We start from the raw sequence: 15002 nt of genomic DNA, 5'->3' as shown, positions 1-15002 counted from the left end.
GCCTTCACCTGCGCGGACTATGCTCCAAGACCCATGGGAAACCAGATTCACGAGAGCCGGGACGTGAGCGCACCTGGCCCAGTGATGACATGCGACTGACTGCGCGACGACGAAACGAGCCATTTCTACCGGCCATGTTCGGCTAGCGTTTTCAAACACGTCTTCCCCGTGCTGATGTAGCTGTGCTTCCGGTAAACCCGACCGGTATCGCACCATAGCAGCCAGCTCCCATGTTTGCATTCCGAGCCGTGCACACCCGAGCGTCACCTCGTCACACGTGGCGAGCGGGCCATCGAGTTCGCCGCTATTCCGAATGTATCGCGCAGTCTCTCGATGGGCATTGGGGAACTCATGCAACTTCGCCGCTATATCCATCGGCAACCACTTCCATTGGATTTCCTTCGGGTACGTCAAAGTGGAAGCCGCACCCGACCCAAAGGTTCGTAGCTAGCGTAGCGACTCTCCTCTCCTCCTGTGCTTCGCTGTCTGTGTAAATCATCTGAACGCAGGAACGCATGTAGGCTTAGAGTTCTTCGACCGCAAGCAGCGCAACCAGGAACGCCTCCCGGCCCCGCTACGCCTGTCTTTGCCTCATGCGAACAACCCGTTAATTACAAAGCTCACCACCGAGCCGAAAACGGCCGACGATGCCGCGATTTTCAACAAGTCGTAAGTCTCGAGTGCCATAGAGTTCCATGCGGCTGTCGTTTTGCCGGCCGCTGAATCCAGTGCATTTGTCGCTGGCGGTCGCGCAGCCAAGCTTGCTTGTGGAAGCCGCACGGTCGTCGCAGGGCAGATATATCTTAAAACTCATAAAACGCAAGGCAGTGAACGTGGCCCAAATCGCCATCGACTTCTGCTAGAGCCCGTCCAAGCTTGTCGTCGGTAATATTGTATCTGTGTGACATTCGAGAGTCGGTCGAGGCCCGATACAAGTGAGACGCGGAACCGCGGTATATTGAACTCCGACACCGGTCGGCGTCAGCGTCGGCACTAGCTCCCCCCCGCAATGTTGCGCCGAGGTGTATGTATGCGTGCGGAGAAGCGCACACGCCTCTTTTCTCTCAGAGCTGCTATGACGGTCGCTCACCCGAACGACAAGCCACATTCAGCCTGATGTGGATACGTCAAATGAATCGGTCGACCGCCTTGCGTCGCCCCGTGCGACTCGTTCGTTTTCCAACCATCCACCGACATCACGGGACTCGCCAAGTAATGTTTAACAGCCTAATTGCGTCTGAATTCGAAAAATATACCATCCAATACCGAAAACCGGCGACCAACACCCCTAACTCAATCAATTCTCGCAAATGGATGCCTCTATACTATATTGACTTACACAATCAAGGACCATAAATAAAATAATGAACGTACGAAAGCGCAAATTCTCATAAAAATTTTCGCTGCCCTGTAGTCAGAAAATTGCACGAAATAACTCATGAAACAAAGAGTCATCATGGGCCCGAGGCTACGGAACCCAAACGTGCAAAGATTTCCCAAAGCGCTACGACCTTAGCGCTCCGCTCCTCCCACCACGCAAACAGATAACATTTCGAGAGAGCTTTATTTTGTATAGCATACAAATCGCATTTAGCATCCAGTCAAATTTATATAGCTATCCCTCTTATCATCTACGTAATTATTTTTGAAAACTCTTGCATTCGCTTATCAAGCCAGGATACATTCTCGATTCAGGCGCAATGCCTGGCGGTAAAATAGACACCAATACGAAAACGCAATGCAATCTCGGGCACCCTTTTTATGAAAGGGTATCTTTTGTGAGAATGCGATGCGATGTGAAAAAACTAGATGGCTGTATCTTCTGTGCAAGACATTCGAATTAGCCTCCGAAGCACTGAAGAACGGCTACACCGAGTCCGGACTAAGCTTTCTCTCGACTGTAAAGCATCCCGCGTTAGGCCGGGCGCCTGTCTCCGCGCTTCATGTGTGGCGCGGGCTATCGGCACACCGTCTATCTTCTCGCCTATCCTTTCGCACGACCAGCACGTCCGTCGCGACCAGGGTCTGCGCAAACCCCAAAGGAGTCGCTCAAAACAGTCTAACTTTAGGCATACATGCGCCACGGTCAGGTATCCGGAGTCGTATCACACGTGCGGAACGACCGTTGACGAGGGGCGCTTCTGACACCCACCGAATTCACATAACTTCCAATGACATAAACGTCATTTGGTCGTCCCTTGCTCTACCGCAGGCCAGCGAAAGACTGAACGTCAGGCTGGAAAGCTATGAAACCAGAGAGGAACGCAAATGACTTCTCTGGCCAAAAGAAGAACCTTGCCTTGTCTGCAACTCACGCAGATTGCCAACGCGACTGGCGAGCGTACAACACGCGTTTGCCTTCCTTGTGAGGATGGCGATACGTTTGTCTATCACACAACAACTATAGTCGACGAGACGTCGGGGGAGCGACTAGACCGAAAACCTCGGTGGACTCTCGGCGAATTCCCGCTGTATCCCGCCGTTCTTAACTCCGATGGCTCTCCGTGGCTCGAGGCGAACATTTGGATGATGGACGTTCTGGAAGGAAAAATCGACCCAAACATGCTCACGGCGGCGACTGTCGCAGACGACTTGGCTGCATATCGCCAGTTCCTGGATAACCAGGATGTCGAATGGTTAGTTTTCCCCGTTCATAAGCTAAGGCGCCCGACCTATCGTTACAACGGTTTTTTGAAACTCGCCGTGGAAGCTGGTGAGATTTCAAGCAGTGTCGCCAAGCGCAGAATGGGTACCGTTGTTCGATTCTACCGATGGTTGATTAGCGAGGCATCGCTTAAGCCTGCCCACGCGCCGTGGGTCGACTTCGACCGGTTCGTTAGCTGGAAGAATGCTAGGGGATTCGGCGGCATTCTCGCTGTAACTACGACTGATGTCGCGTTGAAAGACAAGCCTCTTCTCGATGCGTGGAAGGAGTACATCAACGACGGCGGAAAATTGAGACCTCTTCCGCAAGCTGAGCAGAGGATTTTGCTGCAAGTGTTGGCGGATTTAGGCAACACCCAGATGACGCTCATTCATTTGATTTCTCTATTCAGCGGTATCCGTATTCAATCTGTTCTCACCATCAAAGTTCGACATGTGGCGCAGCCGCCGTCAGCATTTATTGGCGACGACTTTCGTCTTCTAGCTGGCCCGGGCACAGGTATCGACACAAAGAACGGTTCTCCTGGCGTCATCCATTTGCCGCGGTGGTTATACGAACGGCTGCATATCTACGCCAATAGTCCAAGCGCGCGCTCCCGTCGACAGAAAGCTATCGACGGAGACCATCCTGAGCAAGCATTGTTTCTGAGTCACAAAGGAGCCGCACTCTATGAGGAAAGGCGCCGCCGCGGCCTTAGGGCTCGTGGCTCGGCCCCCGTTCGACACGCTAAGACCGGGCAAGGCGTTCGTCAGTTCATCAAGGAAAGGTTGCTCCCTGAAATGCGCCGTCGACTGAACAGCCCGCGATACAGCTTTAGCTTCCATGACCTCCGTGCCACTTTCGGGTTGAATACAGCCGATTTCATGAATGGGCAGATTGAAGAGAAGAAGATGACATACGGGCAGGCCCTAGAGCAAGTGCAGACGCTGATGTGGCACACCCGCGTATCAATCACTGAAGACTACCTCAAATATCGGGAAACGCTGGCGCTATTTGATGCCGTTCAGGATGAATGGAACCGCCGTCTAGTCCGTTTGGCCCAAACCGCTCTCGGACAGGAGGTTAGCGATGACGCGGCGGTATGAAGACGTCTTGATGCCGGCATCTGAGAATAGCGTCATTTTGCATCCGGAATTCGCACTTCTTAAGTGGCCGACCCTCGAGCGTCGCCTTGACGTGGGCCAGCTTTGCTACCTCAGTCGTGACACATCAAGCAAACGGCGCGAGCATCATACGTTCGACCCCGAGAGTATTAGTGTCGAACGAATTTCAGCAGTGCGCACGCTGATTGCGCATCTTTCAGAGCGTTCAGCCATCGGCGCTGCTAGGCCCGCGACGGCTTATGAGGATGGACGGTGTGTCGTAAAGTTCGTAAATTGGTGCGACAAAATGGAGCATCACCGGTGTCTGTGCGATAAGCACGAGACGGAAGTTGCCATCGCAGCCTACTTCTCTGCACTTCGGGAACGTGCTTCGCAGAGCAAGCTAAGCCGAAACACCGTCGCGAACGAGCAAAGAATCCTGCTTTCTATTTTTCGAGACTTGTTTGATGACGACCATTTCGCCGTCGGGCTGCAAACAATGCGATTTCGTCGAAGTCATGTTGTGTCAACGGAAGTTCCGAGCAGCGAACGTCAGAGTCTGTTGCTGGCGTGGGCTGAAGCGATTTTTGCGAAAATCAGCGCTCACGTTTTGCAATATGGCCGATATCCGTTTGCCATTCATGGCGCGGCGAGAGAAACAGTCTGGATGCTTCCAACCCAGTACGGCAGTCGACGTGACGGCATGTCACGAGGCCTCCGCGGTTGGAATTTGGAAACCGGGAAATTGATACCCTATAAGGAACTCGCTCAACAATTCAAGCACGAGGAAAAGCGCTTTTTTAGGCAAGCGGCCCAACGCGTCGCGGATGCTGCAAAAAAGCAATTAGCAATAGCTAATGCAGATGCGCGCGCGCCCGTGCGACTCACACATGCCGCTATCGCCGCGTACGCATTCGCGCTCCTGTTCTTGGCTGAGACAGGCGTCAATTTATCGCAACTCCTCGCTATCGAGTGGAGTCCCGAGCTAGAAGAATCCGTTTACACACCCTCCGTTGTCCGACAGAAATTTCGCGAGGTGAAGTATCGCGCAGGGGGAGCGGAGTTTGCGTTCAAAGTATCTGTCGGATTCATGCCAAAGCTGAAGACGTTTTTGGTGCTTCGCAAGTACTTAGTTCAGGATAAAAAGGTTGCTGAACTCTTCATCGGTACGGGACTAACTCGCGGCTTGAAATCTCAGTTCTTAACTATATTCTACAAACGCCTTGAGACTCTTGGCATTACGTTGCCGCAGCTAAATTCACGAAAGTGGAGAGCTGCTAAGCAAGATTGGGCGATTACCAAGCATGGCCCTGCTGTTGCGGCAAGTTTGCTAGGGCACACCCTCGAAACGGCCCTTCGCTCGTATTCGAACGGCACGGATGCAACTCAGACTTCCGAAGTGGGTGCGCTGCTTGCAGCCTTAGAAGAAGTAGTGCTTCCAGCTGGAAAAACGGCACCAAAAGGTGTCAACAACGCTGTGGGGATTTGTCTCAAGTTTCAGAAACCCGAATCCATCAAATCTTCTGCGGCAGTTAAAGCAGACTGCAGGTCATCTGAAGGGTGTTTGTTTTGTAAGCAGTACCGTATCCATGCCGACGCTATCGACATTCGAAAGCTGCTCAGCTGCAGATATTGTCTGCGGATTACCTACGGCCTTGCCGGTTCGTTAGAACAATACGAAAGCTCATTCGACGCTGTGCATAAGCGAGTCCAATTTCTTCTCGATGAACTAAAGAGCCACGACAAAACTCTTGTTGATACCATCGAGCACGAGGTTGACGTATTGGGCAATCTGGATGCCTTTTGGGCTGCCAAACTTGAACAATTACTTGAACTGGGACTCGCATGACTGATTCGCGCACGATTCAAGAAGACACCTCGTCGGACAAAATGCACGCGAAGGATGAGTGGCGCCGCATCGCCGACGACGTTGTTGCTACATTTGATAAGGAGGGTAAGCCAAAATCCTCATTTAGAGAAGACTGTTGGAATTTAGATGCGTACGCTACAGACGCGAGAAATTCAAATCTCCATTTTCGGGGCCATGCATCCGCAGAGTCAATCCGGCGCCTATGCAACGTTTCCAAACAACAGTGGAAGCAGGTCATGTACCTTTTAATGTATAAAGCGACCGATAGCATGCCCGCAAATGAGACTCTGCATAACAAACAGGCAGTGCTAAAGCACTTTATCCGTTTCGCGACTCAGCAAGGAATTACGTTCTATCAAGCGATGTCTGACGCGAAGTTAGTTATTAGATACATACTAGTCAAAGGCAACGAAAAACGGTCGATAAGACTACACGCCATCTTGGTACATTTGCATCGGCTTGGCCCGTTGGTTACCGGAGTTCATATCCCGCTGGTGCAACTTCATGAACCAATGTTGGTGCGTGCAAATGAGCGTACAGAAGATTTGCAGCATCCGGTTATCCCAACACGCATCTACCAGAGCTTTCTAGCCACTTGTGAGAGAGAGCTCGAAATGCTTGAAGGAGTTGCCATCTCGTTAGAACAACAGCTTGAGAACGTGTATGGTGATAGACCACAGTCGCCATGTCCAGAACTTACGCAAGTCGCGAGTTATTTCGATTGCGACGTAAGATTCTACCTTGCAACTTTTGTCAACGAGATTTTCGCCCTCTGCCAAATACTAGTACTGGCCTTTACTGGCATGCGCGCCAAGGAAGCGGATACGCTTCCCTATGATTGTTTGCAGGTATCCGGGCAAAACGGCGTAGACCACTACGTGCTAGAGGGGGTTACAACCAAATTCTCCGATGGAAGACCAAAACGTGCGCGTTGGATTACCAGTCGTACCGCGGCAAGGGCAGTTCGACTTACACAGCGGATATCCGGCGTTGCCCATCGCCTAAATGGTGAAAAAAGCTACATAAATTCGCGTGATGGCCGTCATCTACTTTTCTGTCGTATGGGCTTGTATTCCTCCAGCGAATACGTTTCTGACAAAGTACCAACCAATCTCCAGGCTGCTCTTCGCAACCTTTGCAAGCGAGCCTGCACAGCGATTCGTTCAGAAGATGTTGCTGAGTTAAAAAATATCGAGCCCCATAGAGCATGGGAAACAGAGGCAGAATTCTCTGTCGGGAATCCATGGCCATTTACAAAGCATCAACTTCGTCGAACTCTCGCTCTGTACGCACATCGTAGCGGGTTGGTTTGTCTCCCCTCTCTGAAGAGGCAGCTGCATCACATAACAATCGAAATGTCGAGGTATTACGCGCGAGGCTCGGCATTTGCAAAGGACATCGTTGCCGGACACAAAGGACACTTTGCATTGGAGTGGGCTAATAGTAAAGGTCTGTCTGATTACTTGGCGTATGCTGCGCAAGTATTGTTTTCAGATGAGCGTCTGTTCGGAGGACATGCAACTTGGGTTTCTAGCGAAGCTGTTAAGCAGTCTCCCGTGTCAGTTTTTTCACGTGAAAAGACCATCTCAATGTTTAACAAAGGTGAACTAGCTTATAGCGAAACCGTATTAGGAGGCTGCGCAAGTATTGAGGAATGCAAAATCTCTCCGCTCAATTTTCTTCCAATAGAGTGCTTGGAGAAAGATTGTAAAAACTTAATAGGTTCGCCGGCCAAACTCCATCGAGTAATCGCCACACAAAAAAAACGCGTGGAAAAACTATCAATAATCGACAACAAAAGCGTGGAATATCGTATGGAATATCAAACCTTGACGACCCTCCAAGCGGTACAAAAATCGATTAACGAAAAGGGAAATAGATGACCGACTCACTCGCAGAATATTTCGCTGCTCTCGGTAGGTTGAAAAATAGAAAAGAGAAGATTAACAATGATACTGTTTCGATTGAGGCTGGTCGCAAAAAGGGGAGCATAAAGAAATCCAGACCTCAGTTTAAAGCGCTGATTCTCGCCATTGAAGATGCCCAGACGAGCGCCGAGAATCCTAAGGCGGATGAAACGAAGGAACTAGATGATGCCAAAGAAAACGCCAAAAGTTTAGAGCGTCAGCTCAATGCGTCATTGTGCAGAGAACTCTCGTTGGCTCGCGAGGTCTTCCAACTCCGGAAAGAGTTGGCCGCGCTTCGGGGCGGCAGCGTCATCCCTTTCCAGCCCCCTGCGCAACCATCAGCGTCCGAATAGCCAAGTTTGAAGATGGACATCGATGCAGCGAATCTGTCCATTTTCTTGCTAACGCGATGTACAGCATAGAAATCGCTAAATAGTTGGTTAGTAACGATTTATGCAAGTCCATTCTCGCTACACTTAAGCATAACGGCCACACCCATACTTCGTTCGACTACACCGTGAACGGCACGCGCGTGGTGTGCAATCCGCGCGGCTATCTCGACCGGCGCACCGGGCAGCCGGAGAATCCGCTGTTCGCGTGGGATAAGGTCGTCGAAATCTAGCGCCGGCCTGGTGCCGGTCCGGGTAGCGCGACGCGGGCGAGCGGATTAGGCTGGCGTCGTCGGTCATCCACGGAGGTCGCGCATGTGTGGTCGAATCAGCCAGTACCGCGATCCGCGTCTTTACGCCGACCACCTCGGCCTCGCCGATCCGCTGATGCTGTTCGATGCCGCCGATCGCCGCCCCGGCTATAACCTCGCTCCTGGCACGCATCCGCTCGCGATCTATCCGGATCAGACGCTCCATGCCATCCACTGGGGATATTGCCCCGACTGGGCGCGCGAGCAGCATCTGCCGCAAACCATCAACGCGCGCGCCGACGCCGCGCCGACTGCGCGTTACTTCGAGCAATTGTGGAAAACGGGCCGGGTATTGGTGCCGGCGGATGGCTGGTTCGAATGGCGCGTGGAATCCACGTTCAACGACAGCGACGTGGATGGGGATCGATCGCAACAGGAAGCGTCGGAACGACAGCCCTACTTCGTGCATCTGAAAAACGATGCGCCGATGTATCTGGCGGCGTTGTCGAGCGTGCGCGGCACGGAACCGCAAACGGAGGGGATGGGACTGGTGATCGTGACAGCCAGCGCCGACGCGGGTCTGGTCGACGTGCATGGCCGCCGTCCGCTGGCATTTTCACCGGATGCGGCGCGCCGCTGGCTCGACCCGGCGTTATCGCCCGAAGAACTGGAGCAGCTGGCGCGCGATGCCTGTTTGCCCGCCAGCCGTTTTCGCTGGCACCGGGTAAGTCGCGAGGTGGACCGGGCGCTCAACGATGAGCCGGGATTGATCGAAGCGCTGCATTGAGAAATGCGATGAACGCAGTCCTCGGCTTCGATCAGAAACTTCTCATATAGCGTGAGGCATTTGCCTGTCTAGGCACCGGAGAAGGCGCCGCGACGGAGCAGACAAACCCAAACTCAACGATCGCGCCGCTGACCCTGCACATCCGGGCGCTCGACCTTGATCGGCACCAGTTGAGGCTGCTGTTCGCGCAGGCGGCGCAGCAGGTCGCGCGATGCGGCGATTCCGATCAGTCCAAACATGACAGCCACGCCGATCATCAGATGCGTATCCATGTGTCCCTCGTCCTTCAGTTTGTTGCGGTGTGCCGAACGGCAGCGATCTGGGCGCGTCCGGCTGAAGCGGCCGCGCATGAACGACACATTAGCAAATCGACCCTGCGCGAGAAGTAAGGAAATGTTGCGACGCGGCAGTTGTGTAACACGCTGTCATGCGACCTCGCGCTGCCGCGTCAACCTTGGCGGGACGTCCGTCGCGCCATCGGCTCAGGCACGCGCAAACTGGCGTAATTCTTCCTGATCCACGGCGAGCGTGGCCGGCAATTCATCGCGCAAAAACTCGACCCATGTGCGGATTTTCGCGTCCAGATACTGCCGCGACGGATACAACGCGTACAGATTCATCTCCTGCGACGTGTATTCGGGCAGCAGCCATACCAGCTCGCCGCTACGCAAACCGCTGATCGCGGAGTAGATCGGGATCAGCCCGACGCCCATGCCGCTGCTCACCGCCACGGCCATCGCCTCGGCTACGTTCACCTGGAACGTGGCCGCTCCGAGCACGAAGGTTTCTTCGCCGTTCGGGCCGTCGAACACCCATTTGTCGGTCGGAAAAATCGGCGTGACCATTTGCAGGCACGTGTGATTCGTCAGATCCGCCGGGGTTTGCGGCACGCCGCGCCGCTCCAGATAAGCCGGCGACGCGCACGCGATGCTGAACGCGCTGCCCAGCCGCTGGGACACCAGACCCGAATCCGGCAGGCCGGTGGCGAGCGTGAGCGAGACGTCGAAACCTTCGTCGAGCAGATCGGGCATGCGCTGCGCGAGCGTCAACTCGACGTGCACATCCGGATAGCGCTCCTGATAACGGCCCACTGCCGGCACGACATAGTGCTGGCCGAAGCTCGTCATTGCGTGAACCTTGAGTTTGCCGGACGGACGCGCGTGCGCGTCGCTGGCCTCGGCTTCCGCCTGATCCACGTACGCGAGGATCTGCTCGCAGCGCTGCAGATAGCGCTCGCCGGCCTCGGTCAGCGCGATGCGGCGCGTGGTGCGGTTCAACAGACGCGTGCGCAAATGCGCTTCCAGATCGGAGACCGCGCGCGACGCGTACGCCGTCGTCGTATTCAGGTGCTGCGCGGCACCCGTGAAGCTGCCTGCTTCGACGACGCGGACAAATACGCGCATGTTTTGAAGCGTATCCATACCCATTCCTTTGTCGGCAGGAGTTAGCGCTTTAGCGCTTACTCCTGCCCCATGCAAAGCTGTCGGTGTGAGTTGGCGCTTTAGCGCCTACTCACACCCCATGCAAAGCTGTCGACCGCAGTTAGCGCTTTAGCGCTTACTGCGGTCCCATGCAAAGCTGTCGGCAAAAGTAAGCGCTTGAACGACGCTTCCCCCACCCCATTCAAACCTGCCGGCAGAAGTAGCGCTCTCAGCCCACTCCCGCCCCACACAACCCGCCACTTTCACCCCAAAACCAGTGCTTTAACGCCCACTTCGGCTCAATGCAGCGGAGTTGCGATTGATCGGTAGCGATTGTTACACGATTCGCAAAGGCAATTATCTCACATACTGTAAAAATGCCTTGCATCTTTACCAGTTATTCCCCAATCAATCAAAAAATATAATGACGCACTAGCATCTATAGCCAATTTTGGAGGAAATCGTGCAGTCTCCGGTACAAAAAGGGATCGCCGCAGCAGCGGTTCTTACGATCCTATTAACAATCGCCGGCTGTGCAAGTACCGGAGGCGTCGCGCCGCAAGACCACAGCGTCGAACCCTCCTCGCTCGACGCAGGCAAGGCCATCCGCGCAGCCAACCAGGACGCCCAGTGGCCCGCCACCGACTGGTGGCGCGCCTATAACGATCCGCAACTCGATCAGTGGATCGCCGACGCTCAGGCCGGCAGCCCCACCCTCGCCGCCGCTCAGGCGCGCGTGCGCGAAGCCATGTCGATCGCGGGTGTCGCCCGCTCGGCGCTGTCGCCGCAAGTCAACGGCAGTCTGTCGATCCAGCGTCAGAAGTGGGCCGACAATCTGTACTACGGCCCGGGTGAGCTTGCGGGCGAGCAGTCGTGGAACAACACCGGTACGCTGGGCTTGTCCTATAACCTCGATCTCTGGGGCAAGGACAAGAACGCCGCCGAACGCGCGCTCGATGCCGCGCACGCCAGCGCCGCCGATGCGCGCGCCGCTCAGCTCGAACTCGAAGGCAACGTGGCGCGTACGTACATCGGGATGTCGATGAACTACGCGCTGCTCGACATCGCCAAGGCCACGCTCGCGCAACAGCAACAGATCGTCGATCTCGCGAACCGTCGTCTGAAAGGCGGGATCGGCACGCAGCTCGAAGTGAGTCAGGCCGAAACGCCGATGCCCGAGTACGAGCGTCAGATCGACGAAATCGAAGAAAAGATCGCGCTCGGCCGCAATCAGCTGGCCGCGCTGGCCGGCAAAGGTCCGGGCGCGGGCGATTCGATCCAGCGCCCGGCGCTGTCGCTGGCCGCGTCGCCCGGTTTGCCGAGCGCGTTGCCCGCCGACCTGATCGGCCACCGGCCGGACGTGGTCGCGGCACGCTGGACCGTCGCCGCGCAGGCGCGCGGCATCGACGTGGCGAAGGCCGATTTCTATCCGGACATCAACCTGCTGGCGTCGATCGGCGGTTATGCGGCGATGGGGCCGCTGTTCCAGTTCCTGAAGAATCCGTCGCATAGCTGGAGCGCGGGTCCGGCGCTGTCGTTGCCGATTCTCGACGGCGGGCGGCTGCGCTCGCAACTCGGTGCGGCATCGGCCGGCTATGACGAAGCGGTGGAGCGCTATAACCAGTCGATCGTCGGCGCGCTGAAGGATATTTCCGATCAGGTGATCCGCATCCGCTCGCTCGCGACTCAGGCCGACGACGCCGATCGCTCGGTCGCGGCGGCTCGCCGGAATTACGAACTGTCGCGCGAAGGATATCGGCGCGGTCTGACCGATTATCTGAACGTGCTGGTCGCGCAGAACCAGTTGCTGCGCGCGCAGGAAGGCGTCGCGAAGATTCAGGCCGAGCGGCTGGGCGCGCATGCTTCGCTGGTCACGGCGCTGGGCGGCGGGCTGGACGATCCGACCAACGGTCCGAAGGACAACGAGACGCTGCCGGCGCATGGCAAGGGTAAGGCGAAGCCGGCGGTGGCCGGTGCGGCTTCTGACGCCTCGGCTGATGCATCCGCCAACGCGCAGGCAAAGCCGCAAACGGCGGCAGCCAGCGGCGCGGCCGGTTCCACGCCCGCTAGCGCTGCGACCGGCTCTAAAGCCGTGAACGGTGCGGGCGTACGTAGCTCGAAGACCAACGCCGCATCCAACGCCGCCAAAGCAGCAGGCGACGCAAGCCTCAACACCGCAGCAACCCAGCCGCGCGCCGCCGCGCCTGCGACCGAGTAAGGACGCCGACCATGTCCGCCTCCCCTTCCTCCGTCACGCGCCCGAAGTCGCCCGGTGCGCTGTACGCAGCCGCCGCCGACTGGGCTCGCACCGACGGCCTCACGTGGGTCTATCTGTTCAAGGCGCTCGCCGCGTGTTTTCTCGCGCTCGGCATCGCGATGAAACTCGACCTGCCGCAGCCGCGCACCGCGATGACCACCGTGTTCATCGTGATGCAGCCGCAAAGCGGCATGGTGTTCGCGAAGAGCTTCTACCGGATCTGCGGCACGCTCGTCGGCCTCGTCGTGATGCTCGCGCTGATCGGCCTGTTCGCGCAGACGCCCGAACTGTTCATCATCTCGACCGCGATCTGGGTCGGCATCTGCACGGCGGGCGCCGCGCGCAACCGCAACTTCCGCTCGTACGGTTTCGTGCTGGCGGGCTACACGGCCGCGCTGATCGGCATCCCCGCCGCTCAGCATCCGGATGGCGCGTTTCTGAGCGCGCTCACGCGGGTTGCCGAAGTGGTGCTCGGCATCGTCTGCGCGGGCGCGGTGAGCGGCCTCGTGTTTCCGCAATTCGCGGGCTTGCAGATGCGCAGCACCGTGCGTGCGCGTTTCTCGGCTTTCGTCGAATACGTGTCCGCGTCGCTGGCCGGCCGTAACGACCGCGCGCAGATCGAAGCGACCAACGCGCGCTTCGTCGCCGACATCGTCGGTTTCGAAGCGGCGCGCAGTGTCGCGGTGTTCGAAGGCCCCGATTCGCGGATGCGCGGCGGCCGCCTCGCGCGTCTGAACAGCGAGTTCATGACCGCGTCGACCCGCTTCCACGCGCTGCATCAGTTGATGAACCGGCTGCGCGCGACGAACACGGACGCGTCGACAGTCGCGGTCGATGCGCTCGAACCGTACTTCAAGGAAATCGCCCCGCTGCTCGCGAAATCCGGCGAACCGGTGTTGAGCGCCGCCGACGCCGCCCACGCCGCCGCCCAACTCGACGCGTACAAAGCCGCGCTGCCGGGCCGCGTGCGGGCGACGCGCGCCGAACTGGAAACGCAACCGGACGCGCTGCTGCTCGACTTCGACACTGCCGCCGAACTGCTGTATCGCTTCATCGACGACCTGCATGCGTACGCGGCTACTTACGCGTCGCTCGCCGTCGATACGCACGAGCGTGAACGCTGGATCGAGCGCTACGAACCGAAGACCAACGGGATCGCCGCGGGCGTGTCGGGCGTGCGGGCCGCCATCGTGATGATGGTGCTCGGCGCGTTCTGGATCGCGACCGCGTGGCCGAGCGGCTCGACGTTGACGCTGAATGCCGCGGCCGTGTGCGCGCTGGCGTCGTCGTCGCCGAATCCGAAACGCACTGCGTTCCAGATGGCCGGCGGCACGCTCGCCGCGACGCTAATGGGCATGATCGTGGTGTTCGGCGTGTTCCCGCACGTCGACGGTTTCCCGATGCTGTGCGTCGCGCTCACGCCGTTCCTGCTGCTCGGCGTGTTCATGACCACACGGCCCGCGCTCGCCGGTTACGGCATCGGCTATTGCATCTTCTTCTGCTTCCTGGCCGGTCCGGACAACGTGATTCACTACGATCCGACCTCGTTCATGAACGACGCGATGGCACTCGTGCTGTCGATGCTGGTGTCGTCGATCGCGTTCGCGGTGTTGTTGCCGCCGTCCACGCCCTGGTTGCGCAACCGGCTGCTGGTCGACCTGCGCCGTCAGGTGGTGCTGGCGAGCCGCGCGGGCTTGCGCCGGGTGCGCTCGCGCTTCGAAAGCGGCGCGCGCGATCTGATGTCGCAGATCAACGCGCTCGCGCCGACCGAGCCCGAACTCAAACGCGACACGTTGCGCTGGCTGTTCTCGGTGCTCGAAGTCGGCAATGCGGTGATCGATCTGCGCCGCGAAGTTGCCGCGCTGCCCGCCGATGCGCGTTACGCGAAATCGATGCCGTGGCGCGTGTCGCTGCGGACCATGCGCGATTCGTTGAGCGCGCTGTTCGAGCATCCGCGCGAGGACCGCTTCGACCGCGCGCTCGCTACGACCGCCGACGCGATCGCCGCACTTCAGCAGATGCTGGCCACCTTCACGCCGCCGCGTGACGAGCGGCATCAGTTGCAGCGGATTTTGAGTCAACTGCATTTCATTCGTACCGCGCTGCTCGATCCGCAGTCGCCGCTTGCACCTTTGATGAGCGGACCGGCCAGTGTGTCAGAAGGAGTTCTCCATGCCGCGTGATATCGCCGTTTTCGACGCTTACGTGCCGGCCATCGTGCTGCTGTTTATCGCGGGCGCCGCGCTTACCTGGGTGTTGGACCGCGTGATCGCCTATACGGGCCTGTATCGCGTGGTGTGGCATCCGTCCTTGTTCCGGGCCAGCTTGCTCGTGTGTGTGTGCGGCGTGCTGGGTCTCGCCGTTTATCGTTGA

At 57.4% G+C, this 15002-nt stretch carries 11 protein-coding genes and 1 pseudogene; 9 read left to right on the top strand and 3 right to left on the bottom strand.

The genetic code is table 11. The features are described from left to right. Nucleotides 1–607 precede the first annotated feature (607 nt). A complete protein-coding gene (locus ABH945_RS03545; protein WP_429249724.1) occupies nucleotides 608–850 on the bottom strand; it encodes a hypothetical protein in 243 nt (80 codons plus the stop codon). Nucleotides 851–2268: 1418 nt separating this feature from the next. Between ABH945_RS03545 and ABH945_RS03540 the strand changes: the two genes are divergently transcribed. From ABH945_RS03540 to ABH945_RS03515, 6 genes and pseudogenes are all read left to right on the top strand, one after another. After that, nucleotides 2269–3750 carry a site-specific integrase gene (locus tag ABH945_RS03540; RefSeq protein WP_429249723.1) on the top strand — a complete coding sequence of 494 codons (1482 nt, stop codon included), beginning with the start codon at nucleotides 2269–2271 and terminating at the stop codon, nucleotides 3748–3750. Continuing rightward, on the top strand, nucleotides 3734–5596 hold the full coding sequence (locus ABH945_RS03535; RefSeq protein ID WP_429249722.1) for an integrase: 1863 nt from the start codon (nucleotides 3734–3736) through the stop codon (nucleotides 5594–5596). Before ABH945_RS03540 ends, ABH945_RS03535 begins: the two co-directional genes overlap by 17 nt. Further along, entirely contained in the window at nucleotides 5593–7500 is a 1908-nt protein-coding gene (locus tag ABH945_RS03530) for an integrase (RefSeq protein ID WP_429249721.1), read from the top strand. Before ABH945_RS03535 ends, ABH945_RS03530 begins: the two co-directional genes overlap by 4 nt. Then, entirely contained in the window at nucleotides 7497–7877 is a 381-nt protein-coding gene (locus ABH945_RS03525) for a hypothetical protein (protein WP_429249720.1), read from the top strand. Before ABH945_RS03530 ends, ABH945_RS03525 begins: the two co-directional genes overlap by 4 nt. A gap of 131 nt (nucleotides 7878–8008) precedes the next feature. Then, nucleotides 8009–8146: pseudogene (locus ABH945_RS03520) on the top strand (metallophosphoesterase); the annotation flags it as partial. An 82-nt stretch (nucleotides 8147–8228) separates the two neighbouring features. Beyond that, entirely contained in the window at nucleotides 8229–8951 is a 723-nt protein-coding gene (locus tag ABH945_RS03515) for an SOS response-associated peptidase (RefSeq protein WP_429249719.1), read from the top strand. 113 nt (nucleotides 8952–9064) lie between these two features. Here ABH945_RS03515 and ABH945_RS03510 read toward each other — a convergent pair whose 3' ends face one another. Together ABH945_RS03510 and ABH945_RS03505 are read right to left on the bottom strand one after the other, a co-directional pair. Then, entirely contained in the window at nucleotides 9065–9223 is a 159-nt protein-coding gene (locus ABH945_RS03510) for a hypothetical protein (RefSeq protein WP_171910225.1), read from the bottom strand. A 210-nt stretch (nucleotides 9224–9433) separates the two neighbouring features. Continuing rightward, entirely contained in the window at nucleotides 9434–10372 is a 939-nt protein-coding gene (locus ABH945_RS03505; protein ID WP_074764713.1) for a LysR family transcriptional regulator, read from the bottom strand. A 463-nt stretch (nucleotides 10373–10835) separates the two neighbouring features. Here ABH945_RS03505 and ABH945_RS03500 point away from each other — a divergent pair, with 463 nt between their 5' ends. Genes ABH945_RS03500 through ABH945_RS03490 form a run of 3 tightly spaced genes read left to right on the top strand, consistent with a single transcriptional unit; the run spans nucleotide 10836 to nucleotide 15002 of the window. Beyond that, a complete protein-coding gene (locus tag ABH945_RS03500; protein WP_429249718.1) occupies nucleotides 10836–12590 on the top strand; it encodes an efflux transporter outer membrane subunit in 1755 nt (584 codons plus the stop codon). 11 nt (nucleotides 12591–12601) lie between these two features. Then, nucleotides 12602–14812, top strand: a complete 2211-nt coding sequence (locus ABH945_RS03495; protein WP_429249717.1) for an FUSC family protein — start codon at nucleotides 12602–12604, stop codon at nucleotides 14810–14812. Continuing rightward, nucleotides 14802–15002, top strand: a complete 201-nt coding sequence (locus ABH945_RS03490) for a DUF1656 domain-containing protein (RefSeq protein ID WP_063496755.1) — start codon at nucleotides 14802–14804, stop codon at nucleotides 15000–15002. The genes ABH945_RS03495 and ABH945_RS03490 overlap by 11 nt, the downstream gene beginning before the upstream one ends.

Source organism: Paraburkholderia sp. GAS333 (genome assembly GCF_050435665.1).
GTDB lineage: Bacteria > Pseudomonadota > Gammaproteobacteria > Burkholderiales > Burkholderiaceae > Paraburkholderia > Paraburkholderia fungorum_A.
The sequence above is the reverse complement of the archived record's forward strand: the minus strand, read 5'-3'. Positions and strand labels throughout refer to the sequence as shown.

What these genes read in the sequence shown, in the direction of transcription:
- ABH945_RS03545 (WP_429249724.1), bottom strand. Translation starts at nt 850, where the DNA reads ATGGCGATTTGGGCCACGTTCACTGCCTTGCGTTTTATGAGTTTTAAG.
- ABH945_RS03540 (WP_429249723.1), top strand. Translation starts at nt 2,269, where the DNA reads ATGACTTCTCTGGCCAAAAGAAGAACCTTGCCTTGTCTGCAACTCACG.
- ABH945_RS03535 (WP_429249722.1), top strand. Translation starts at nt 3,734, where the DNA reads ATGACGCGGCGGTATGAAGACGTCTTGATGCCGGCATCTGAGAATAGC.
- ABH945_RS03530 (WP_429249721.1), top strand. Translation starts at nt 5,593, where the DNA reads ATGACTGATTCGCGCACGATTCAAGAAGACACCTCGTCGGACAAAATG.
- ABH945_RS03525 (WP_429249720.1), top strand. Translation starts at nt 7,497, where the DNA reads ATGACCGACTCACTCGCAGAATATTTCGCTGCTCTCGGTAGGTTGAAA.
- ABH945_RS03515 (WP_429249719.1), top strand. Translation starts at nt 8,229, where the DNA reads ATGTGTGGTCGAATCAGCCAGTACCGCGATCCGCGTCTTTACGCCGAC.
- ABH945_RS03510 (WP_171910225.1), bottom strand. Translation starts at nt 9,223, where the DNA reads ATGGATACGCATCTGATGATCGGCGTGGCTGTCATGTTTGGACTGATC.
- ABH945_RS03505 (WP_074764713.1), bottom strand. Translation starts at nt 10,372, where the DNA reads ATGGATACGCTTCAAAACATGCGCGTATTTGTCCGCGTCGTCGAAGCA.
- ABH945_RS03495 (WP_429249717.1), top strand. Translation starts at nt 12,602, where the DNA reads ATGTCCGCCTCCCCTTCCTCCGTCACGCGCCCGAAGTCGCCCGGTGCG.
- ABH945_RS03490 (WP_063496755.1), top strand. Translation starts at nt 14,802, where the DNA reads ATGCCGCGTGATATCGCCGTTTTCGACGCTTACGTGCCGGCCATCGTG.